Annotated in this window: 21 protein-coding genes; 13 read left to right on the forward strand and 8 right to left on the reverse strand. The window is 69.2% G+C overall.

Translation table 11 applies throughout. The annotated features are described in order from the left end of the window. Positions 1-101: 101 nt before the first annotated feature. From IGS68_RS06955 to IGS68_RS06965, 3 genes are all read left to right on the forward strand, one after another. Positions 102-1,352: a PQQ-dependent sugar dehydrogenase gene (locus IGS68_RS06955; protein WP_201078387.1), complete on the forward strand. Its 1,251-nt coding sequence runs from the start codon at positions 102-104 to the stop codon at positions 1,350-1,352. A gap of 65 nt (positions 1,353-1,417) precedes the next feature. Further along, positions 1,418-1,735 carry a c-type cytochrome gene (locus tag IGS68_RS06960; protein ID WP_201078388.1) on the forward strand — a complete coding sequence of 106 codons (318 nt, stop codon included), beginning with the start codon at positions 1,418-1,420 and terminating at the stop codon, positions 1,733-1,735. Positions 1,736-2,069: 334 nt separating this feature from the next. Beyond that, a complete protein-coding gene (locus tag IGS68_RS06965) occupies positions 2,070-3,476 on the forward strand; it encodes an FAD-linked oxidase C-terminal domain-containing protein (RefSeq protein ID WP_201078389.1) in 1,407 nt (468 codons plus the stop codon). 61 nt (positions 3,477-3,537) lie between these two features. Here IGS68_RS06965 and IGS68_RS06970 read toward each other — a convergent pair whose 3' ends face one another. Continuing rightward, complete coding sequence (locus IGS68_RS06970; RefSeq protein WP_201078391.1) at positions 3,538-7,044, reverse strand: PAS domain S-box protein; 3,507 nt, start codon at positions 7,042-7,044, stop codon at positions 3,538-3,540. A 336-nt stretch (positions 7,045-7,380) separates the two neighbouring features. Here IGS68_RS06970 and fumC point away from each other — a divergent pair, with 336 nt between their 5' ends. The 3 genes from fumC to IGS68_RS06985 all read left to right on the forward strand — a co-directional run bounded on the left by fumC (position 7,381) and on the right by IGS68_RS06985 (position 9,846). After that, positions 7,381-8,781: a class II fumarate hydratase gene (fumC, locus tag IGS68_RS06975; protein ID WP_201078393.1), complete on the forward strand. Its 1,401-nt coding sequence runs from the start codon at positions 7,381-7,383 to the stop codon at positions 8,779-8,781. Between the two features lie 97 nt (positions 8,782-8,878). Beyond that, positions 8,879-9,109, forward strand: a complete 231-nt coding sequence (locus IGS68_RS06980; RefSeq protein ID WP_201078395.1) for a ribbon-helix-helix domain-containing protein — start codon at positions 8,879-8,881, stop codon at positions 9,107-9,109. 17 nt (positions 9,110-9,126) lie between these two features. Further along, the gene (locus IGS68_RS06985; protein WP_201078397.1) at positions 9,127-9,846 is read left to right on the forward strand and encodes a DUF599 domain-containing protein; all 720 of its coding nucleotides are present in this window, start codon (positions 9,127-9,129) and stop codon (positions 9,844-9,846) included. Here the strand turns inward: IGS68_RS06985 and IGS68_RS06990 are convergent. After that, positions 9,834-10,694 carry a sulfite exporter TauE/SafE family protein gene (locus IGS68_RS06990; protein ID WP_201078399.1) on the reverse strand — a complete coding sequence of 287 codons (861 nt, stop codon included), beginning with the start codon at positions 10,692-10,694 and terminating at the stop codon, positions 9,834-9,836. The genes IGS68_RS06985 and IGS68_RS06990 overlap by 13 nt on opposite strands. Before the next feature lie 60 nt (positions 10,695-10,754). Next, entirely contained in the window at positions 10,755-10,937 is a 183-nt protein-coding gene (locus IGS68_RS06995; RefSeq protein WP_201078401.1) for a DUF1192 domain-containing protein, read from the reverse strand. A gap of 156 nt (positions 10,938-11,093) precedes the next feature. On the opposite strand from IGS68_RS06995, the gene IGS68_RS07000 reads away from it, so the two are divergent. From IGS68_RS07000 to IGS68_RS07010, 3 genes are all read left to right on the forward strand, one after another. After that, positions 11,094-12,101, forward strand: a complete 1,008-nt coding sequence (locus tag IGS68_RS07000; protein ID WP_201078403.1) for an NAD(P)H-quinone oxidoreductase — start codon at positions 11,094-11,096, stop codon at positions 12,099-12,101. Between the two features lie 142 nt (positions 12,102-12,243). Next, complete coding sequence (locus tag IGS68_RS07005) at positions 12,244-12,945, forward strand: DUF1013 domain-containing protein (protein WP_201078405.1); 702 nt, start codon at positions 12,244-12,246, stop codon at positions 12,943-12,945. A 6-nt stretch (positions 12,946-12,951) separates the two neighbouring features. Next, the gene (locus tag IGS68_RS07010; RefSeq protein ID WP_201078407.1) at positions 12,952-13,578 is read left to right on the forward strand and encodes a UbiX family flavin prenyltransferase; all 627 of its coding nucleotides are present in this window, start codon (positions 12,952-12,954) and stop codon (positions 13,576-13,578) included. Between the two features lie 34 nt (positions 13,579-13,612). Here the strand turns inward: IGS68_RS07010 and IGS68_RS07015 are convergent, their stop codons facing one another. The 3 genes from IGS68_RS07015 to IGS68_RS07025 form a co-directional block, all read right to left on the reverse strand. Continuing rightward, positions 13,613-13,915 carry a hypothetical protein gene (locus IGS68_RS07015; RefSeq protein WP_201078409.1) on the reverse strand — a complete coding sequence of 101 codons (303 nt, stop codon included), beginning with the start codon at positions 13,913-13,915 and terminating at the stop codon, positions 13,613-13,615. Positions 13,916-14,020: 105 nt separating this feature from the next. Further along, a complete protein-coding gene (locus tag IGS68_RS07020) occupies positions 14,021-14,560 on the reverse strand; it encodes a TIGR02444 family protein (protein ID WP_247881209.1) in 540 nt (179 codons plus the stop codon). Beyond that, on the reverse strand, positions 14,550-15,635 hold the full coding sequence (locus IGS68_RS07025; RefSeq protein ID WP_201078411.1) for an ATP-dependent 6-phosphofructokinase: 1,086 nt from the start codon (positions 15,633-15,635) through the stop codon (positions 14,550-14,552). The genes IGS68_RS07020 and IGS68_RS07025 overlap by 11 nt, the downstream gene beginning before the upstream one ends. A gap of 197 nt (positions 15,636-15,832) precedes the next feature. Between IGS68_RS07025 and IGS68_RS07030 the strand changes: the two genes are divergently transcribed. The 3 genes from IGS68_RS07030 to IGS68_RS07040 all read left to right on the forward strand — a co-directional run bounded on the left by IGS68_RS07030 (position 15,833) and on the right by IGS68_RS07040 (position 17,752). Next, positions 15,833-16,033, forward strand: a complete 201-nt coding sequence (locus IGS68_RS07030) for a YdcH family protein (protein ID WP_158046558.1) — start codon at positions 15,833-15,835, stop codon at positions 16,031-16,033. Between the two features lie 139 nt (positions 16,034-16,172). Beyond that, complete coding sequence (gene purE, locus IGS68_RS07035) at positions 16,173-16,640, forward strand: 5-(carboxyamino)imidazole ribonucleotide mutase (protein ID WP_201081147.1); 468 nt, start codon at positions 16,173-16,175, stop codon at positions 16,638-16,640. Beyond that, positions 16,637-17,752: a 5-(carboxyamino)imidazole ribonucleotide synthase gene (locus IGS68_RS07040; RefSeq protein ID WP_247881210.1), complete on the forward strand. Its 1,116-nt coding sequence runs from the start codon at positions 16,637-16,639 to the stop codon at positions 17,750-17,752. The genes purE and IGS68_RS07040 overlap by 4 nt, the downstream gene beginning before the upstream one ends. Positions 17,753-17,765: 13 nt before the next feature. Here IGS68_RS07040 and IGS68_RS07045 read toward each other — a convergent pair whose 3' ends face one another. Further along, on the reverse strand, positions 17,766-18,569 hold the full coding sequence (locus IGS68_RS07045; RefSeq protein WP_201078413.1) for a DUF2189 domain-containing protein: 804 nt from the start codon (positions 18,567-18,569) through the stop codon (positions 17,766-17,768). 120 nt (positions 18,570-18,689) lie between these two features. Continuing rightward, a complete protein-coding gene (locus IGS68_RS07050) occupies positions 18,690-18,872 on the reverse strand; it encodes a DUF4169 family protein (protein ID WP_158046555.1) in 183 nt (60 codons plus the stop codon). A gap of 260 nt (positions 18,873-19,132) precedes the next feature. On the opposite strand from IGS68_RS07050, the gene IGS68_RS07055 reads away from it, so the two are divergent. Next, entirely contained in the window at positions 19,133-22,411 is a 3,279-nt protein-coding gene (locus IGS68_RS07055) for an AsmA family protein (protein ID WP_201078415.1), read from the forward strand. The last annotated feature ends 112 nt before the right edge of the window (positions 22,412-22,523 follow it).

Consider the following 22,523-nt stretch of genomic DNA (forward strand, 5'->3'; position numbering starts at 1 on the left):
CATACCCTGCCGACCCTTGACCAAGTATTCTAGGATTTAAGATCAAGAAAGCCATGGGACTCTCAAGAAGTTCCAGGTGAAACAATCGGGAGGAGACACATATGTCTGGTCTGAGGACTTTCGTCGGTTGCCTTCTGCTTGGAACCTGCCTTGCCGGCGCGCCCGCGCTGGCCCAGGAGAACCTGAACCGCCTCCAGGATTTCCGGACCACCGGGACCGACCTGACGCTCAAGACGGTGCCCCAGGACCCGGCCAAGCTGGCACAGCTCCGCAAGAACCTGGAGAGGATCAAGCTTCCTCCCGGATTCAAGATCGACGTCTACGCGATCGTGCCCGACGCCAGGCACATGGCGGTCGGCCGCAATGTCGGCGCCGTCTATGTCGGGACCCGAAAGACCGACGTCTGGGCGGTGACCGACCGCGACAAGGACCGCCACGCGGAGGAGGTCAAGCGCTTCGCCCCCAGCGTCAATTTCAAGATCCCCAACGGCATGTGCATGAGCCCCGACGGCATCCTCTATGTCGCCGAGCATAACCGCGTGCTGGCCTTCCCGGCGGTGGAGTTCTTCTACGAGGGTCCCGACGTCGCGGTGCAGGTCGTCAAGGAGCAGTTCCTGCCCAAGGAGGAGGAGCACTTCAACCACGGCGCCCGGGTCTGCACGATCGGCCCCGACAACAAGCTCTACGTCTCGCTGGGGCAGCCCTACAACGTCTGGCCCAACGAGAAGGGGTCGAACATGGACCCCTACGGCACCATCCAGCGCATGAACCGGGACGGCACCGGGCAGGAGACCTATGCCCGCGGCATCCGCAACTCGGTCGGGATCGCCTTCAATCCCGCCGACAGGATCCTCTGGTTCACCGACAACCAGGTGGACGGCATGGGCGACGACATCCCGCCGGGCGAGATCAACCGGGTGACCCAGGCCGGCCAGAATTTCGGCCATCCCTGGTACGGCGGCGGCAAGGTCCGCACGGAGGACTGGTCGAAGGACGAGCCGCCGGCCGATCTCGTTTTCCCCGAAGTGGAGATGGATGCCCACGCGGCCGACCTGGGGCTGACCTTCTACAGCGGCAGGATGTTCCCGGCGCAATACAGGGGCGGCATCTTCAGCGCCCAGCACGGCTCCTGGAACCGCACCACCCCGATCGGCGCCCGGATCATGTTCACCCGGATCGGCGCCGACGGCAAGGCGGCGGGCACGGAAGTGTTCGCGTCGGGCTGGCTGGACGAAGAAACCGGGGAGTATCTCGGCCGCCCGGTCGATGTCCAGCAATACCTGGACGGCTCGCTCCTGGTCTCGGACGACACGGCCGGCGCGATCTACCGCATCTCCTACGAAGGCCAGTAACGCCTGTCGCCCGGGGCGCGCCCGTCCGCGCCCCGGGATTTCCTGAAGCAGTTTCCGGGGTCGTCATGAAGTTGCCTGCCGTCGCGCTGGCCTCCGCCATCGCGTTCACTCCCCTCGTCGCCGCCGCCCAGGCGTCCGCCCAGTCATCCAACGTCCCGAAGCTGGGCACCTGCATCACCTGCCACGGCCGCGACGGCATCGGGACCTCCCCGGTGTTCCCCAACCTGGCCGGCCAGAAATCCCTCTACATGGTCCAGCAGCTCGAGCTTTTCCGCAGCGGGGCGCGCAAGAGCGAGATGATGAACGTCGTCGCCAAGTCCCTGACCGATGCGGAGATCGAAGCGCTGGCGGCCTATTACGAAGGCCTGGATCCCGGCAAGTGAGGATCCGCCCCACGGCTGTCCGGCACGAGGATTGCTGATCAACCATTGGGAACGTTACTAACGATCGTTTTCTCTTCCGGTTCGTCATCCGCGGGCTTGACCCGCGGATCTCAAGGCACGGAGGCTCCGATGCTTCCCGTGAAAGATGGCCGGATCAGGTCCGGCCATGACGAAAACGGAGTAATTTTATCTGCGACCAACCCTTTCGTAGCGCAAGCAATCGCCGCGCCGGACAGCCGTGGATCCGCTCCGTGAACTGGTAACACCACATGGCCTTGCGGCGGCGGACCGGCTCCCTTACGCTGCCGGAAAACGCCACCTTGAGGAAATCGCCATGACCGCCCCCGCGCATGCCGTGGAGTCCCGCGCTCCCGCCGACGCAGCCCTGATCGAGGAGCTTCGAGCTCTGCTCGGCGACAGGTTGAGCACCTCGGCCGCGGTCCGGGAGCACCATGGCAAGGACGAGTCCTACCACCCCGTCGTCCCGCCCGACGCGGTCGCCTTCGTCCAAAGCACGGAGGAGGTCGCGGCCGTCGTCGCGGCCTGCGCCCGGCACGACACGCCGGTCATCCCGTTCGGCACCGGCACCTCGCTGGAAGGGGGCGTCGCGGCCCTTCGGGGCGGCGTCTGCATCGACCTTTCCGGCATGAACGCCGTGCTGCGGGTCAGCCCGGAGGACCTGGACGTGACTGTCCAGGCCGGCGTCACCCGGAAGCAGCTGAACGAGCATCTGCGCGACACCGGCCTGTTCTTCCCGATCGACCCCGGCGCCGACGCCTCCCTGGGCGGCATGGCGTCGACCCGCGCGAGCGGCACCAACGCCGTGCGCTACGGCACCATGCGGGAGAACGTGCTGGGTCTGACGGTGGTGATGGCCGACGGCCGCATCGTCCGGACCGGCGGGCGTGCCCGCAAGTCCGCCGCCGGCTACGACCTGACCCGCCTGTTCGTCGGCGCCGAGGGCACCCTGGGCGTCATCACCGAGGTGACCCTGCGCCTCTACGGCATCCCGGAGGCGGTCTCCGCGGCGGTCTGCCCGTTCCCGACCATCAAGGACGCGGTCGATACCGTCATCGCGACGATCCAGTCCGGCATTCCCGTGGCCCGCATCGAGCTGCTGGACGAGGTCCAGATGGGCGCGGTCGTCGCCTACAGCAAACTGGACTACGCGGTCGCCCCGACCCTGTTCTTCGAGTTCCACGGGACCGAGGCCGGCGTCAAGGAGCAGGCCGAGATGGTCTCCGCCATCGCGGAGGAGTTCGGCGGCACCGATTTCCAGTGGGCGGCCCGCCCGGAGGACCGCTCCCGCCTGTGGCAGGCCCGGCACGAGGCCTACTACGCGGCGCTGGCGCTCCGTCCCGGCTCCAAGGGCTGGCCGACCGACGTCTGCGTGCCGATCTCCCGCCTCGCCGAATGCATCGTCGACACCAAGGCCGACATCGCGGCCTCCAGCCTGACGGCGCCCCTGGTCGGCCATGTCGGCGACGGCAACTTCCATCTGGTCTACCTGGTCGATCCCGCCAACCCGGCCGAACTCGCGGAAGCCGCGGAGCTGAACGAGCGCATGGTGATGCGCGCGCTCGCCATGGGCGGCACCTGCACGGGCGAGCACGGCGTCGGCTACGGCAAGATGCACTTCCTGCCCGCCGAGCACGGCGAGGCGGTCAGCGTCATGCGCATGGTCAAGCAGTCGCTCGACCCGAAGAACATCATGAACCCGGGCAAGGTGATCCGGGTGTGAGTTCCAGCGATCCCGGTTGAAACCCGCGGCCCGGTCCCGGCCGCATCGCCCGGCCGCATCTCTATGAGGCCGCCCGCGAGGTCTTCCGCCATCCGGCGATCGTCGCCTCGCACTCGTCGATCGCCTCCGCGATCTGGTCGCCCGCGCCGTCCGCGGGCATCTGTCCGACTTCCACCGCCTTGGCCAGCCGGCGCAGCCGCTCCAGGCCGAAATTGGCGGCCAGCCCGTGCAGGCTGTGGGCGGCGCCCACGGCCTCGGCACGGTTGTCGCCGGCCGCGCGCAGGCGCGCCAGTTCGCGCCGGGCCGCGTCGGGAACCACCGCCAGCATCGCGTCCAGGTTCTCCCGGCCGACCGCCCGGGTGAGTTCGCTCAGCTTCGCCGCCATGCCGGCAGCACCGTCGGCCTCCCCCGTCGGCGCGGCCGCCTCGCAGCGGTCGACCAGATCGACGATCACGGCGGACAGCCTCGCCCATTCGATGGGCTTGGTGAGGAACCCGTCCAGCCCGGCCGCGGCATAGGTTTCGCGGTTCTCCGGCATCGCGTCCGCCGTCAGCGCCACGATCGGCACCGACCGGAACGGCGGGTCCAGCTCGCGGATCGCCCGCGCCGCCGCCGGGCCGTCCATCACCGGCATCTGCATGTCCATCAGCACGATGTCGAACCGCTCGCGCGCCGCCGCCTCCAGGGCCAGCTGCCCGTTCGAGACCGCCTCGACCGAGTGGCCCATGCGCTGGAGCCCCGTCGAGATCATCATCCTGTTGATGTCGCTGTCCTCCGCCAGCAGCACCCGGCAGGCCCGCGACGCTTCCGGCACCGTGCGCGACGGCCGCGGGGAGGCTGTCGGCAACACCGCGGTTTCGGCCCGGATGGTGAACCGGAACGCGGAGCCGCCGCCTGGGGAGCTCCGGACCCCGATCTCCCCGCCCATGGCCGTGACCAGGCGGCGGCAGATCGCGAGCCCCAGGCCGGTCCCGCCGAACCGCCGGGTGGTCGAGCTGTCGGCCTGGACGAACGCCTCGAACAGGCGCGCCTGCTCTTCCTGCGTCATGCCGATGCCGGTATCGACGACCTCGAAGGACAGTTCCGGCCCGCCGCCGGGCTCCAGCGCGCCTCCCCGGTCGGCCAGCACGGTGATCCGCCCGCGCTCCGTGAACTTGATCGCGTTGCCGACCAGGTTGAACAGCACCTGGCGCAGCCGCGTCGGGTCGCCCCGGACGACGGCCGGCATCCTGCTGCCCACCGTGACATGGAGCCCGACGCCCTTCGCCGACGCCCGTGCCGCGAACAGCCGGACCACCTCGTCGATCACGTCCCGGGGCCGGTACTCGATCGTCTCCAGCCGGAGCTGCCCGGCCTCGATCTTCGAGAAGTCCAGGATGTCGTTCAGGATGTTCATCAGTGCGCCGGCCGAGGTGCGCAGCACCTCGACGAAGCCCTGCTGCTCCTCCGGCAGGTCGCCGCCCAGCAGCAGGTCGATCATCCCCAGCACGCCGGTCATGGGGGTCCGAAGCTCATGGCTCATCATCGCCAGGAACTGGGACTTCGCCCGGTTGGCCGCCTCCGCCCGCTCGCGCTGCTCGTCCGCGTCGCGCCGGGCCTGCTCCAGCTCGTCCTCGAACCGCTTGCGGTCGGTCACGTCGATCACGGTGACCTGGAGCGCCGGCTCGCCCATCCAGTCGACCACCCGGCCCTGGACGTCGACCCAGATCAGCGCGCCGTCCTTGCGCAGGTGCGGCTCGCGCGCGCCCAGCGCGTCGGTATCGGAACCGTCCATCAGGCCGGCCAGGCCCGCGGCCGCCTCGGCGCGGCGATCCTCCGTCAGCAGCGCCAGCAGCGAGGGCAGGGCCATGACCTCGTCGGCCGACCCGTAGCCGTGCATCCGCGCGAAGGCGCCGTTGACGAACAGGGGGCGGAAGCCGCGGTGGATCACGATGCCCTGGATCGATCCCTCGATCAGGTCGCGGAACCGGGCCTCGCTCTCCGCCAAGGCCTTCTCGGCCTCCCGCCGGTGCGTGATGTCCACCGACGAGCCGATCAGCAGGCGGCGTTCGCCCAGCACCTCGACATGCTTGTGGGCCAGCAGGGTGCGGGTTTTCCCGCCGATCTCCAGGTCGATGACCGAATTCAGCAGGGCGCCCTCCTGGAGCACCTGCCGGTCCTCCAGGTCAAGCCGCTCGGCGGTCTGCGCATCGAAGATATCGTAGGCCGTCCGCCCGATCAGCGAGTCCTTGTCGCGCTGGATGTAGTTGGCGAAATGGCGGTTGAACAGAACGAAGCGCCGCGCCTCGTCCTTGACGAAGACGTTCACCGGGATCGCGTCGAGGATCGCCTCTGTAAGCTGCGCCTGCTCGCGCAGCCTGCGTTCCTGGTCCTTCATCCAGGTGATGTCGCTCCGCGTCCCGACGATGCCGCCGTCGCGCGTGCGGCGCTCCTCGATCCGCAGCCAGCGGCCGTCGTCCAGCCGGCGCTCGATCCGGGTGCCGGGGTTCTCGTGGACCTCCATGCGGTCGCGGATCCAGCCGTCGATCCCGCCGGGATGCCCGGTCGCCTCGTCCGGCCGCGCCTTCTCGGCATAGAGCCTCAGGATCTCGGCGAAGCTCATGCCGGGCCGGAAGGCGTCCGGCGCCATGCCGTAGATGGTGCTGTAGCGTTCGTTGCAGATCACCATCCTGTCGTCGGCGTCGAACAGGACGAAGCCGTCGGGAATCGCGTCGATGGCCTCGCGCAGGCGCTGCTCGGCCCGCCGCGCCGCTTCCTCCGAACATTTCTGCTGGGTGATGTCGGTGTGTGCGCCGACCATGCGCACGGCCTTCCCGCCGGCATCCAGCACATGGATCGCCCGGCTGTAGATATAGACGACATGCCCGCGCTTGTGCCGGAACCGCTGGACCGTCTCGAATCCGTCCACCCGGCCGGAATTGTAGTCCTCGACCAGCCGGAGCGCTTCCGCCTTGTCCTCGGGCAGGATCAGCTCGCCCCAGGCCTCCAGCGTGTTCGGGATCTCATGGTCCGCATATCCCAGCTGCGCCTTCCACTGGGGAGAGAACCAGATCCGCCCGGTCCGCAGGTCCCAGTCCCAGATGCCGTCGCGCCCGGCCTGGAGGGCCAGGGTCAGAAGTTCCCGGCTGTCCAGCAGCTCGCGCTCGACCCGCTTGGCCTCCGTGATATCGGCGAAGGTCACGGCGAAGCCGTCCTCCAGCCGTGCCGCCCGGATCGTGAACCAGCTCCGGATGCCGTCATGGTCGTACCAGCGCTCGCCTTCCCAAGGCTCGCCGCTCTCCACCACGCCGACATAGGCGTCGAACAGGCCGTCGATGCGGTTGCCGGGCATTTCCTCGAGCAGCCGCTGGCCGATCAGGGTGAGCGCCGGCCGGCCGATCATCGCTTCCGCCGCGGCGTTGACCAGCACCCATTCGAAATCGATGATGCGCCCCTCCGGGTCCCGGACCGAGCGGAAGGCCATCAGCCCGATGAACGCGCTGTCGAGCATGCCCTGGAGCAGGCGCGCATAGTGCCTCTCGTCGGGAGCGATGCCGTCCTTCGGATCTTTCGACTCTAGCGTATGCATCTTCTGCAGGTTTGCCCCGGAACTGCTCGATGGTCGATTGCGGGATAATGAACCGCCGGAGAGTGGAAGCCCAGCCGGCGAATCGCCGGACAGGCAGTCCGAACGCCGGCCTGTTCCGCTTGGCGCCCCCATGCCGAGCGAGATGGTACCTCAAAAGGCAAAGACCGAGATAGATCTACCAGCATACTGTCAATATCAAACTCGCGAAGGACATACTGCCCAGGTGCGGCATAAGCTGACCCGGCGCGGCTGCCGCTCCCTCGCCGCTTGTTCCCGGGCGAGGCTGTGGTAAAACCCCGGTCAATCGACGACACCATCTCCCGGGGGAACCAGTCCATGGCCGACAAGCCAGCGTTTCGCACCGAATCCGACAGTTTCGGTCCCATCGAAGTCCCGGCCGACCGCTACTGGGGCGCTCAGACCCAGCGGTCGCTGCAGAACTTCAAGATCGGCGGCGAGCGCATGCCGGCTCCCCTGGTCCGCGCCCTGGGCATCCAGAAGAAGGCCGCGGCGATGGCCAACATGTCGCTCGGCGTGCTGGACGCCAAGGTCGGACAGGCCATGCTCGACGCGGCGGAGGAAGTCATCGACGGCACGCTGATCGACCATTTCCCGCTGGTGGTCTGGCAGACCGGCTCCGGCACCCAGACCAACATGAACGCCAACGAGGTGATCTCGAACCGCGCGATCGAACTCCTGGGCGGCGAGATGGGCTCCAAGAAGCCGGTCCATCCCAACGACCACGTCAACATGGGCCAGTCGTCCAACGACAGCTTCCCGACCGCCATGCACATCGCCGCGGTCGAGCAGGTCCACCACGAGCTGGTGCCCTCGCTGGAGCACCTGCATTCGGCCCTGGACGCCAAGGCGAAGGAGTTCGCCGAGATCGTCAAGATCGGCCGTACCCACCTCCAGGACGCGACGCCGCTGACCCTCGGACAGGAGTTCTCGGGCTACGCGACCCAGGTCGCCTACGGCATCGAGCGGGTCAAGGGCATCCTGCCGCGCCTGCTGCAGCTGGCCCAGGGCGGCACCGCGGTCGGCACCGGCCTGAACGCCAAGAAGGGCTTCGCCGAGGAATTCGCGAGGAACGTCGAGCAGATCACCGGCCTTCCCTTCGTCACCGCGCCGAACAAGTTCGAGGCGCTGGCCGCCCACGACGCGCTGGTCGAAGGCTCGGGCGCGCTGAACACCGTGGCGGTCTCCCTGTTCAAGATCGCCAACGACATCCGCCTGCTGGGGTCCGGACCGCGCTGCGGCATCGGCGAGATCAGCCTGCCGGAGAACGAGCCCGGCTCGTCGATCATGCCGGGCAAGGTCAACCCGACCCAGTCGGAGGCCATGACCATGGTCTGCGCCCACGTCATGGGGAACCATACCGCGGTCACCTTCGCCGGCGCCAACGGCCATTTCGAGCTGAACGTCTTCAAGCCGGTCATCATCTACAACTTCCTGCAATCGGTCCGGCTGCTGGCCGACGCCGCGCGCAGCTTCACCGACAACTGCGTGGTCGGGATCGAGGTCAACGTCGATCGCGTGACCAAGCTGATGAACGAGTCGCTGATGCTGGTGACGGCGCTCAACCCGCATATCGGCTACGACAACGCCGCCAAGATCGCCAAGAAGGCGCACAAGGAAGGCACCACCCTGGTCGAGGCCGGCGTGGCGCTCGGCCTGCTGACGCCGGAGCAGTTCAGCCAGTGGGTCCGCCCGCTGGACATGATCGGCCCGCGCTGACGCCACTTGCACCCGCCCGACGGCTCCTTCTCCCCAGGGGGAAGGCGCCGGCGGGCGGCACCCTCCGGCCTCCCAGGGCGGCAATCTCGGAAGGTTCATGGACAGCGCGATCAGGAAACGGTCGGTCACCATCGCCGGACACTCGACCAGCGTTTCGCTCGAGGCCGCCTTCTGGGACGCGCTCAAGGACATCGCGGCTTCCCGGGGAGTTTCGGTCAACGGCCTGATCGAGCAGATCGACGAGGGCCGCTCCGGCAACCTGTCCAGCGCCATCCGGGTCTTCGTCCTCGCCGAAGTCTCCAGGCTCCGATCCCCCGAAGGGCAATGATGCCGCAGGACGTTTCGATGCCCGACCTGGCCGCGTTCGGCCTGTTCCTGGCCGCATGGTGCAGCTACACGCTGGTCATGGACCATCTCGCCAGCGGCCTGTGGGGCGTCAACCAGCATCTCAAGCTGCTCCGGGGCGAATGGATGCGCCGGATGCTGGACCGCGAGAACAGGATCATGGATACCGCCCTGGTCGGGCACACCATCCACTCCGTGACCTTCTTCGCCTCCACCTCCATGCTGGTGCTGGCCGGCCTCGTCGGGCTGCTCGGCTCGGTCGACGCGGCGCACGGCATGCTGAGCCAGCTCAGCGTCGCCAACCCGGTCAGCCGCGAGTTCTTCGAGCTGAAGATCCTGCTGCTGTTCGGCATCTTCATCTTCGGCTTCATGAAGTTCACCTGGGCGATCCGCCAGTACAATTACTGCTGCGCCATGATGGGCAGCGCCCCCATGCCGCCCCTGGCCACGGCCGACCGCGACGCCTACGCGGAGGAGATCGGCACGGTGTTGAGCCTCGCCGGGGCCAGCTTCAACGGCGGGCTGAGGGCCTATTACTTCGCGCTGGCGGCGCTGACCTGGTTCATCGGCCCGTACCTGTTCATGGCCGCCACCCTGTGGGTCGTCATGATCCTGCTCCGCCGCCAGTTCGTCTCCCGGACCTTCCGCGCGATGCACCGCCACGCCGAGAAGCTCCAGGACGGGGATGGGCAGCGATCCGGGGAGGATCACCGGTCCTGAGGCCGGAGCGGCGGCACCGCCGCCTTCCGCGTCCGGGCGGCCAGCATCTTGAGCGCGGACACCGCCAGGATCAGCCCCAGCACCAGCTTGAGCAGCCCGGCAGGCACCATTCCCACCAGTCCGGCGCCGAGGACGGCGCCGACCGCGGATCCGGCTGTCATGGGGGCCACGACGTCAACCAGCGGGCCGCGGCTCCGGTAGGCTCCCTGGCGCCAATACCGGACCACCCCGACCAGCACCGTCGGCAGGCTGATGATCAGGCTGGCGGTTCCGGCCGTCTTGACGTCCGTGCCGAAGACGAAAATGAAGGTCGGTATGATCAGCTCGCCGCCGGCCACCCCGAGCAGGCTGCTGACCATGCCGATGGCGGCTCCGGCGGCGATGCCGATCGCGATCCGCAAGGGGACGATATCGGGGAGCCCGAACGAGAACCCGACGGGAAGCGCCGCCTCGGCCAGCAGCAGTCCGGCAATGCCGGCCAGGAGCCCGGCCACCAGCAGGGTCAGGGAGCGTTCGGAAAGACGGCCGAGCAGGCCGGTCCCGAACCAAGCCGCCGCCACGGCTCCGGCCGCCACGGCCAGGATCTCTCCGGCCAGCGGGCCGAGGGCCGGGAAGGACGAGAAGGCAAGCCGGGCAACCAGCGACACGATCACCGTGGCCAGGCTGATCAGCAGGTTGAACCGGACGGCCTGGTGGATCGGAAAGCGGAACAGCCCGTGGAGGACCGGAAGGCGGAACTCCGCGCCGCCCAGGCCGATCAGCCCGCCGAGCACGCCGATGGCGCCGCCCAGCCCGAACGCCCGGGCGCGCCATGAATCCTTGGTGCCATGCGGTTCCGAATCGCTCATCACGGTGGGATACGGCGATTTCCGGTCCGCGGCAATGCGACCGATCGGCCGGCGGCGTTCCTACTTCTTGAAGAACGCCTCTGCGCCGCTGCGATGCGCCTGCTTGGCGGCGATGGCGCCCTCGGCCCGCTCGATCTCGCCCTGCAGGGTGGCGATGTAGTCGCGCAGTTCGTCGATGGACATCACCGTCAGGTCCTTCTTGGCCGCGGGCTTCTTCGCGGGTTCCAGCTCTTCCAGGTTCACGTCTCGTCCTCCCGCTTCGCTTGGTCCAGGGCCGCCCGGGGAGCGGTCCGGGGTAAATCACGGTGCGCCACCCCCGAGTCCGCTTGTATCGACCTTCCCCGAGGGGTACATGTGCAATCTATCCCGCAATCGATCGAAGCCTACAAGAGGAAGCCCATGGCCTCCGCCCTGCCGCACACCATGACCGCGATCGAGATCTCCGCCCCCGGCGGTCCCGACGTGCTGCGACCGACGACCCGACCGGTTCCCCAGCCCGGGCCGGGCGAGGTGCTGATCCGTGTCGCGGCGGCCGGCGTCAACCGGCCCGACGTGCTTCAGCGCCAGGGGGCCTATCCGCCGCCGCCCGGCGCCTCCGACCTTCCCGGCCTGGAAGTGGCCGGCGAGATCGCGGCGGTCGGCTCCGGTGTCGCGGACCTCCAGGTCGGCCAGCAGGTCTGCGCCCTGACGCCGGGCGGCGGCTATGCCGAGTTCTGCGTGACGCCGGCTCCCCAGGTGCTCCCGGTCCCCCGGGGGTTGAGCCTGACCGAGGCCGGCGGCGTGCCGGAGACCTTCTTCACCGTCTGGACCAACGTGTTCGACCGCGGGCGCCTGGCCGAGGGCGAATCGCTGCTGATCCACGGCGGCTCCAGCGGCATCGGAACGACGGCCATCCAGCTGGGCAAGGCGTTCGGCGCGCGGGTCTTCACGACCGCCGGCAGCGCCGACAAGTGCCGGGCTTGCGAGCGGCTCGGCGCCGACCGGGCGATCGACTACAAGACCGAGGACTATGCCGCCGTCGTCAAGGAGCTGACCGGCGGCAAGGGCGTGGACGTGGTCCTCGACATGGTCGGCGGCGACTATGTCCAGCGCGACATAGACTGCATGGCGCCCGATGGCAGGCATGTCAGCATCGCTTTCCTGGGCGGCTCCAAGGTCACGCTGAACATGACGCCCGTGATGGTCAAGCGGCTGACCCTGACCGGCTCGACCCTGCGGCCGCGCACCGTGGCCGACAAGGGTCGCATCGCCGCCGCCCTGCGGGAGAAGGTCTGGCCGCTGATCGAGGCCGGCAAGGTCAAGCCGCTGATTTACAAGACATACCCGTTCCGGGAGGCCGCCGCCGCCCATGCCCTGATGGAGACCAGCAGCCATATCGGCAAGATCGTCCTGACCTTCGACGCCTGAGTTGAAGGCCCGGGCAGGCCTCGAGTACATACACGCCATAGACGACCAACCTGCTCGCCGACGCTGTCCCGACACCCTATATTGGATATCAAGGGTCGCGCTTGCGCAACGACGAGCCAGCCAGAGAGTTTCCGGAGGACCGATGCCCCTGCCATTGATGCCGAAAGCGACCGCCGTCTGGCTGGTCGAGAACACCGCGCTCACCTTCGAGCAGATCGCAGCCTTCTGTGGCCTTCACTCGCTGGAGATCAAGGCGATCGCCGACGGCGAAGTGGCGGTCGGCATGGTCGGGCTCGACCCGATCGCCAACGGCCAGCTCTCCAAGGAGGAGATCGAGCGGTGCGAGAAGGATCCCGACGCCAAGCTCCGGCTTCTCGTCCAGGACCTGCCGCAGCCGGTCGCCCGTTCCAAGGGGCCGCGCTACACCCCGGTGACCAAGCGCGGCGACAAGCCGGACGCCATCGCCTGGATCGTCAAGCAGTTTCCCGACCTGTCCGATGCCCAGGTCAGCCGCCTGATCGGCACGACCAAGCCGACCATCGCCGCCGTGCGCGACCGGACCCACTGGAACACGCCCAACATCAAGCCGCGCAGCCCCGTGCTGCTCGGCCTGTGCACCCAGCGCGAGCTGGAGGAGGCGATCGCCACGATCCGTCGCCCGGGCGGCGCCCCGGTCACGATGGCCGACGAGGAGGGCGACGATCAGGAGTACGAGGGTGAAGGCGGCTCCGGCTTCGCCGACGAGCCCGCTGCCGCCGGGCGCGATGACGACGACGAACACGACCGGGGCCGCGACAAATACGCCGGCGGCTACGGTTCCGACCTGGACGAGACGGTAGACTGATCCGCCATGGATGACATCGCCGCCGGTCGCCCGCTCCGCCTCGTCGTCGGGATCAGCGGCGCGTCGGGCGTGATGTACGGCGTCCGCCTGCTGGAGGCGCTGAACCGGCTCGGCGTCGAATCCCATCTGGTGATGAGCCGGTCGGCGGAAGTGACCCTGGCGTGCGAGACGGACCTGAAGATCGCCGACGTGCGCGCGCTGGCGACCGTGGCCTATCCCATTCAGGACATCGGCGCCGCCATCTCCAGCGGCAGTTTCCGCACCCTGGGCATGGTGGTGGCGCCGTGCTCGATCCGGACCATGAGCGAGATCGCCACCGGCGTCACCTCCACGCTGCTGACCCGGGCGGCCGACGTGGTCCTGAAGGAGCGCCGCCGCCTCGTCCTGATGGTCCGGGAAACCCCGCTCCATCTCGGCCATCTGCGCACGCTGGTGTCGCTCGCCGAGATGGGCGCCGTGATCGCCCCGCCGGTCCCGGCCCTCTATGCGCGCCCGGACTCGGTGGATGCCCTGATCGACCACACCGTCGGGCGTGTCCTGGACATGTTCGACCTGGATGCCGGCCTGGTCCGCCGCTGGGGCGAGCCGGCGGAGGAAGGCGGCGTCAGACGCGGGCGGTCACCCGCGCCCTGAACGGCGCTCCGGCCCGGATCGCGGGGATGTCGCCCTATACCGCCCGTCCGGCGTGGCGAAGCGCCGCTCTGGCCAAGGCCTTCGGCTCCGGGCAGAACTCGCCGTCGATCTGGAAACTGTGGATCCAGTCGGCCAGATGATCGACCGCGTCGCGCGGCGGAATGCGCATCAGGTGCTGGGCGGTCTCGCCGGGGTCCACGTGGCACCGGGCGAAGAGCATCGCGACCGTCACCGTCGATCCCGCGTTCTCGTATCCCAGTTCGAACTTGAGCAGGCGCCGGGCGCGTTCCTCGACGGTCGGTGTACAGCCTTTGAGCGTGAACATGAGTTCCATCATCGCGCCGGTGCTTTCCTTGGAAATTCGGCCTGCCCGCATCCATTGCCGTTCCATGACAGGATAGACGCTGCTGCCCCGATATCTTCAGGAAACTCCTTGGTGAGCCTAAAGTTCGATGGCGCTCCCGATCGAATATGCCGTTCCGGCGATGGCGCGGAGCGCTTCCCGGCCTTCTTCCTCCAGGTCCGGAACCACGAGTTGCAGATTGGCGAGCACCAGTTCCGGCGAGGGCTGCCCCGACGCCGCGGCAGCGGGAAGGCGGCCGGCCAGCACCTCCAGTTCGATCCGTTCGGCCTCGATCTCGATCGCCTGGATCCCGGCGCGCAATTCGCCGGTCCGGCCGCTCGGCGCGGGCGGGGGACCATGCTTGAGCCGGCGCCTGACCGCGCGCAGCGGCCGGACCACCTCCTCGTGCCAGGCCTCGACCGCCGTCCGGGCCGCGGCCAGGTCCTGGGCCGACAGGCCGATGCCGCGCGCGGCCCCGGCCCAGGCGGCGAACAGCAGCACCGTCACGTCGCACCCGTGCCGGTCCTGGAGCATCAGGCACCGGTCCGACACGCCCGGCCGGCCGTAGAGCGCCAGGGCGAACCGCCACAGGTCACCGGCGGGGTCCGCCGCCGGGTCCCCGCCGCCGTCAGTCGCCAAGGCATATGCCCAGGCCGCGGGCGGTCTTGACCAGCGCGCCGTCCAGCTCGACCGCCTGGTAGCGGGCGATGGCGTCCTCGATCGAGACGTCGATCACCTCGCGGTTGGACCAGGCGACCATGCGGTCGAACTTGCCCTCGGCGATCAGGTCGACCGCATGGACGCCGAAGGCCGAGGCGATCAGCCGGTCGCGCGGGCTGGGCATGCTGCCGCGCTGGACGTGGCCCAGCACCGTCACGCGGGTCTCGGCGCCCGTGGCGGCGGCGATCTGCTCGCCGATATAGTTGCCGATGCCGCCGAAGCGCTTCTCGCCGCCCTGGTATTCCTTCTGGATCTCCTTGCCCTCGCTGGTCTTCACGGCCTCCGACACCACGACCAGCGCGAAGTTCCGGCCCTGGTTGCGGACCTGCCGGATCTTGTCGGCGATGCGGTCCATCTGGAAGGGGATCTCCGGGATCAGGATCACGTCGGCTCCGCCGGCGATGCCGGCCGCCAGCGCGATGTGGCCCGCGTCGCGGCCCATCACCTCCAGCACCATGACGCGGGCGTGGCTGGCCGCCGTCGGCTGCAGCCGATCCAGCGCCTCGGTCGCGACGGCGACCGCGGTGTCGTAGCCGACCGACACCTCCGTCAGGCCGAGGTCGTTGTCGATCGTCTTGGGCACGCCGACCAGGTTCATGCCGCACTGCTGGGCCAGCTTCCGCAGGATCGCGAAGCTGCCGTCGCCGCCGATGCCGATCAGCGCGTCCAGGCCCATCTCCCGGTAGCCGCCGGCGATCTCGGCGCTGCGGTCCTTCACGGTCCCGTCGGACATGGGAAAGGCGAACGGGTTTCCCCGGTTGGTCGTGCCCAGGATCGTCCCGCCCTGACGCATCATGGAGCTTCCGACCATGTCCAGGTCGAGCACCTCGTACTGGACCGGCCGGGACAGCAGGCCCATGGTGCCTTCCTTGATCCCGATGACCTGCCAGCCGTAGGTCAGCGTCGCCCGGTGGACCACCGCGCGGATCACCGCGTTGAGACCCGCGCAGTCGCCGCCGCTGGTCAGGATGCCGATGCGCTTTTCACCCTTCATGTCCGCCCGTCTTTCGCTGTGACCGGTGTCGAGGCCCCGTAAAGGGCCAGGGCAGTGTTACCAAACCGCGCCAATGCCGCAACCACCCATGCAAGGCTCTCACGGGTGGCGCCGAATTCTGTTATAACGCGCCCTCGACATCCCGGCCCGGATCGGTCCGGGCGGCCCCGGCTTTGCACGAAGATGCGTACCTACCGATGAATGAACAGGAAATTTTGCAGCAGAAGCTGGCGTCGCTTCGCAGCGAGCACCGCGACCTCGACGATGTGATCGCCCGCATCGGCGAGCAGGCTCCCTTCGACCAGCTCCAGATCCAGCGGTTGAAGAAACGCAAGCTGCTGCTCAAGGACCAGATCGCCCGGCTGGAAAGCCGGCTACTGCCCGACATCATCGCCTGACGGGCGCGGGCTTGCCCCGGGGCCCCGCGTTCCTATAATCGCCGTTTTCCAAACTTCGAGCATCGGGCCGCCCACAGTGACCAGCGCCAACGCAACACCGATCCCCGATTCCGCCCCGGCGCCGCTGGTCGGCATCATCATGGGCAGCCAGTCCGACTGGCCGACCATGAAGCACGGCGCCGACGTCCTCGACGCGCTCGGCGTCCCGTTCGAGGCCCGCATCGTCTCGGCCCACCGCACGCCGCAGCGCCTCTACGAATACGCCTCGGGCGCCCGCGACCGCGGCATCAAGGTGATCGTGGCCGGTGCCGGCGGCGCCGCCCATCTGCCCGGCATGGCCGCCGCGATGACCCCGCTGCCGGTGTTCGGCGTGCCGATCGAGAGCCATTCGCTGAAAGGCATGGACAGCCTGCTGTCCATCGTCCAGATGCCCGGCGGCATACCCGTCGGGACGCTGGCGATCGGCAAGCCCGGCGCCATCAACGCGGCCCTGCTGGCCGCCGCCGTCCTGGCCCTGTCCGACGCGGGCATCGCCCGGGCGCTCGACGCCTGGCGGGAGCGGCAGACCGGCGCCGTGGCCGAGGTCCCGGCGGAGGCCGCGCCATGACCGGCCCCATGACGGGAGGTCCCGTGCGGACCGTCGCCCCCGGCGGCACCATCGGCATGCTGGGCGGCGGGCAGCTCGGCCGGATGACGGCGCTTGCGGCGGCCCGGCTGGGCTACAGGACGCATGTCTACTCGCCCGACCGGGACAGCCCGTGCGCCCAGGTCACGGCGGCGGAGACCGTGGCCGGCTACGGCGACCACGAGGCGCTGGCCCGGTTCGCCCGCTCGGTCGACGTGGTCACTCTGGAGTGGGAGAACATCCCGGTCCAGACCGTCGCCTTCCTCGCCAAGTTCGTCCCGGTCCATCCCGGCCCCGGCGTGCTCGCCATCGCCCAGGACCGCCTGCTGGAGAAGGACTTCGTCAACCGCCTCGGCATCGCCACGGCGCCCTGGCGGCCGGCCCGGTGCCCCGGCCAGGCAGCCTCCGCCTTCCAGGAGATCGGGACGCCCTGCGTGATGAAGTCGGCCCGCATGGGCTACGACGGCAAGGGCCAGGTCAAGCTGACCGGCGACGTGGCGCCGGTGGACGCCTGGAAAAGCATCGGCGGCGTGGACGCCATCGTGGAAGGGTTCGTCGATTTCGCGCTGGAGGTCTCGGTGATCGTCGCCCGGGGGCAGGACGGCGCCATGGCGGCCTATCCGGCGGTCGAGAACCGCCACGCCAACCATATCCTGGACGAGACCATCGCACCCGCCGCCGTGGCGCCGGAGATCGCGGACGAAGCAGGGCGGATCGCCTGCCGGATCGCCGAGGCGCTCCAGTTCGTCGGCGTGCTGGCGGTGGAGATGTTCGTCACCCGCGATGGCGCGGTGCTGGTCAACGAACTGGCTCCCCGGCCGCACAATTCCGGCCACTGGACCATCGACGCCTGCGCCGCCAGCCAGTTCGAGCAACTGGTCCGCGCCGTCTGCGGCTTGCCGCTCGGATCGGTCGAGCGCACCGCCGACGCCGTGATGAAGAACCTGATCGGCTCCGACGCGGACCGGTGGCCGGAACTCCTGGCCGAACCCGGCGCCCGGCTTCATCTCTATGGAAAAGCCGAGGCGCGTCCCGGCCGCAAGATGGGCCACGTGACGCGCCTCGTCCCCTTCGGATCCGCGGCCGGAACCTGACCGGCCCGTCCGCTCAGTCGCCGACGATGTCCTTGTAGGCGTGCCAGCTGGCGTGGGCGATCAGCGGCAGCGCCAGGGCGAGGCCGATGAACGCGGTGGCGAGCCCGGCCGCGGTGAACAGGACGATCAGCCCGGCCCAGCCGGCCATGGTCTTCCAGTTCTTCATCACCCCGGTGATGCTGGTGGTGATCGCGGTGAACAGGTCGGTGTCGCGGTCCAGCAGCATCGGGATCGAGAGCGCCGTGACCGCGAACACGGCCGAGGCGATCACGCCGCCGATGGCTGAGCCGACGATCAGGAAGAGGATGCCCTGTTCGGTGAAGAAGACGGTGTTGACGAAGCCTTCGAGGGTCGGCGGCTGGTAGCTGAAGAACAGCGCGAACACCAGCAGCGCAACCCGCACCCAGAACAGCAGCATCAGCATCAGGGCCAGCCCGATGCCGGCGATCTGGCCGGCATTGCGGCCATAGGCGCCGAAAGCGTCCATCAGCCCGGCGGGCCGACCCTCGCCGTGCAGCCGGCTCACCTCGTAGAGGCCGACCGCGACGATCGGTCCCACCAGCATGAAGCCGGCGACCAGCGGCAATACGAGGTAGAAGAGGCCGACCGAAGTGAGTCCGAGGACGAGCATGTAGCTGATGGCCACCAAGCCGATTCCGTAGCTCAGGCTGACCATGGGGGCGCGGCTGAAGTCCTCCCATCCCGCGGAAAGCCATGCCCAGGGGCGGTCCAGGCTGACGGAGCGGATGTGCGGAACCGCGGATGCGCGAGACGATCCGGCATGCGAGCCGTTCGAATTGTTATGAGCGTAAGTCATCGTGGCCTCCCCAAAAGCCCACACTGGGCGTCGATCTGCGACAATGTAGCGCATTTTACCTTTGGGGTAAGAGCGAATCTTTCAGGACGCCAGGATTTGATGGACTTAGCTTTCCGTTAACTAGACAGGATCGTCTATTTTCTTTCCCTCCAGGTCCTTGGCCCGCCGTGCCGCCTCGTCCTTCTCGCGGGCGCGCTGCTCGCGCGTGCGGCCGTGCTTCGCCCGATTGGCCGCCGCCTGGGCTTCCCGTTCGCTCTTCTCCCGCGCCTTGCGGAAGCGGTTCAGATTGACGACGTCTCCCATGGGATGGTCCCGTCCTGTTGGTTGCCTGTGCCTACAAATCGCCTTGCGTAAGCCGAAATTGCGACTTGGAGCAATGGTGGTTTGCTTAAACACGCCTGCTTCTTTAGCTTAGCGCAGGTACCCGGTCCCGCATACTCGCCCAATCGGGCGGCAGCGGGATAGGGCCGGCATCTATAGTACGAACGGCGCCCCCTCGGCGGTACCGGGACCGGACCCCGGCGCCGCGAGCCACTGGAACGAATGGTATCGGCGGACCCCTCGTGAAGAAGCTTCTCATCGGATTCCTGGCCGTTCTGCTGCTGGTCGTCGGCGCCGTCCTCGTCATTCCCAGCCTTATCGACTGGAACAGCTACAAGGTGGACATCGCCGAGAGGATCAGCGCCGCCACCGGCCGCGCGGTCACCCTGGACGGCGATATCGACCTCGCCCTGCTGCCCCGGCCGACCTTGTCGGTGGCCGGCGCGCGGCTCGCCGGCCTGCCCGGCGCGGCGGAGCCGGACATGGCGCGGCTGCGCAAGCTGGATGTCCGAGTCGCCTTCATGCCGCTGCTGAGCGGACGCATCCAGGTGCAGAGCATCGCGCTGATCGAACCCGTCATAGCGCTCGAGGTCATGCGCGACGGCCGCCGCAACTGGGACTTCACCCCGGCCGGCAATGCTGCGCTGTCGTCGAACCACCTCGCCGAGGCGGTGCAGCTCGACAAGGTCACGATCGAGAACGGCACCGTCATCTATCGCGACGCGAGCGCCGCCATCCATGAGCGCGTCGAGTCGGTCGACGCCCAGATCGTCGCCGGAAGCCTCGTCGGCCCGTTCCAGCTCCAGGGCTCGGTTCTGGCACGCGGCGTCCCGCTCGCGGTCGAGCTGACCGCGGGCAGGATGGGGGAGGGCGGCGCACTGCCCGTCCGAGTCGCCCTCCGCCAGCCGGACGCGGCCGGCACCCTGCGGTTCGCCGGCATCGTCATCACCGGCGCGGAGGCGCGGGTCCAGGGCGACCTCCGGGCGGAGGGGCCGGACCTGCGGCCGGCCACCGCGGCGGTGCTGAAGGCCGTCGGGGAGCCGCCGACGGTCGAGCTCCCGGGAGTGCTGCGCCAGCCCTTCGCCTTCCGCACCGCGGTCAACGCCTCGACGCGGCTGGTGGAGCTGAACGGGATCGAACTCCAGGTCGGCGACACCCGCGGCACCGGCGCGCTCAAGTACCTGCCCGCCGGCGCGCCCTCCCCGGGGGCCATCCAGGGGACGGCGCCAGGGCCGGCGACCGGAGCCGCAGCCGGGCCGGCGCAGGGCGAGCTGGCGCTGACCTTCAACCGGTTCGACCTGGACAGCTGGGCGGCCCTGGGGGGCGACGGCGTGCCGGCCTTCCGGCTGCCCGCCGGCCTGGCGGGCAAGCTGACGCTCAACATCGACGCGCTCAATTACCGGGGCAACATCGTCCGGCAGGCCCGACTGGATGCCGGCCTGGAGAACGGCTCCATGACGCTGCGCCGGCTTTCCGCCCTGCTGCCGGGCGGCGCCGACGTCGCGGTCACGGGCACGCTGACGGCGGAACGCGGGTTGCCCGTGGCGGACGTCTCGGTCGATGCCAACGCCGACAATCTCAGGGCGCTGCTGGAGTGGCTGGGGTACTCGGTGGATCGCGTCCCGGCCGACCGGCTGCGCAAATTCTCCATGACCAGCCGCCTGACCGGGCGGCCCGGCAATTTCCAGTTCGCCGGGCTGGACCTCAGGGTCGATACCTCCCGGATGACCGGCGGCGTCGCCTATGTGGATCGCGGGCGTCCCGGCTTCGGCGCCCGGCTGGAGATCGACCGCCTCAACCTGGACGCCTACGCGCCGGATCTCACCGGGGTGACCGACACCGGGGAGATCCATGTCCGGCCGGAAGGGGTCGCCCGGCCCGATCTCGCCGGGTGGCTGGAGGGCTTCGACGCCAACCTGAACGCCGAGATCGGCACCCTGACCGTCGCCGGCATCCCGGTGCAGCAGGCCGGCTTCGACGGCACCCTGTCCAACGGGGCGCTGTCGGTCCGGCAGTTCCGCGCGGCCGATGCCGCCGGCGTGTCCGGCACGGTCCAGGGCGGCATCAGGAAGCTGAAGCCGCTCGACGACATCGACCTTTCGATCGACCTGAAGGCCGGCTCCCTGGTTCCGCTCAACCGCGCCTTCCCGGCGTCCTGGCCGGCGGCGCTGCCGCCCGCCGACCGCCTGGGCGAGGCGGCCCTGAAGGGCAGGGTGGCGGGCGACCCGGAGCGTCTGGCGCTCGACCTGACCTTCGCGGGCGGCGGCGGGTCCGTCCAGGCGGGCGGCAGCCTCAGCCAGATCGCGACCGCGCCCAACTACGACATCAAGGTCCGGGCCACCCATCCGGACGCCGCCCGTCTGATGCAGCTGTTCGCCCCGGACTGGCGCCCGGCCGGAACTCTCGGCGCATTCGACGTCTATGCGGAGATGGCGGGCTCCGACTCGGCGCTCTCGCTCTCGGCGATCCAGGGGACGGCCGGGCCGGTCAGCGTCCAGGGCGAAGCCACGATCGACCTCGCGGGCGAGCGCGCCGCCATCGACGCCCGTCTTCAGACCGGCGAGATCGTGATCGACCAGTTTCTCCAGGCATCCTCGCGGGCCCTGGTGGTTCCCTCGCTGATCCAGCCCGCCCTGGCGGCGGAAGGGACCCTGTGGTCCGAGGCCCCGATCTCCCTCGACTGGCTGCGGGCCATCGACGGCAAGCTCGCGCTGACCTCCCGCGCGATCGTCCATGGCGACCGGCGTCTGGCGGACCCCGCCGTCCGCGCCCGGCTGGAGGGCGGTACCCTCACCGTCGAACAGCTCGACGGCGGCGCTTTCGGGGGGCGGATCGGCCTGTCCGGCAGCCTGACGGCGGCACCCGGCGCACCGCCACGGGTCACGGCACGGCTGGCGGTCGTGGATGCCGACCTGGCCCGGCTCCGTACCGGACCGGCCGGGGTCGACCTTGCGGAAGGCGTCCTCAACCTCGACCTGGATATCGACACCGTCGGGACCAGCCCCGCGGCCCTGGTCGCCGCCCTGGGCGGCACCGGCAGAATCGTGGTGCGGGAAGGCACCCTCTCGGGAATGGACCTGGAAGGCGCCCTGGCTGCGGTGACCGGCGCCGACAAGCCGAAGCAGGCGCTCGACCAGGTCGCCAGGGCCATGGCCGGCGGGGAAAGCCCGTTCGACCGGCTTGCCGGAACCCTGACGATCGACCGGGGCGTGGTCCGATCGGACGATCTCGCCATGACCGCGCCGAACGCCGACATCACCGGCGGCGGCTCGGCCAGCCTGACCGACTGGTCGCTCGACCTGGGCCTCGGCGTCAAGCTGCTCGCCGATCCCGAGCTGCCGGCCTTCGGCCTCACGCTCGCCGGTCCCCTGGACCGCCCGCGCCGTACGCTGGAGACCGGGGAACTGGCCGAAGTCCTGGAGAGCCGGGCCGCGGAGTCGAGCCGGCGCAAGGCGGCCGATGCCCGCCCGCTGCCGCCCGGCGCCGTGGTCGTCCCGGTGGAGCCGGCACCCGCCCGCTGATCCTCCGCCGCCGCGCGGAGGTTCGGGCAGGGGCGCACAGCGAAGTGCTTGGCCTCCACCGCACCAGCGTCTATCACTCCTGTCGCAGCCTCGCCCTCGAAGGAGATCAAGA

Origin of the sequence: Skermanella sp. TT6, from assembly GCF_016653635.2 — a bacterium.
Lineage (GTDB): Bacteria > Pseudomonadota > Alphaproteobacteria > Azospirillales > Azospirillaceae > Skermanella > Skermanella cutis.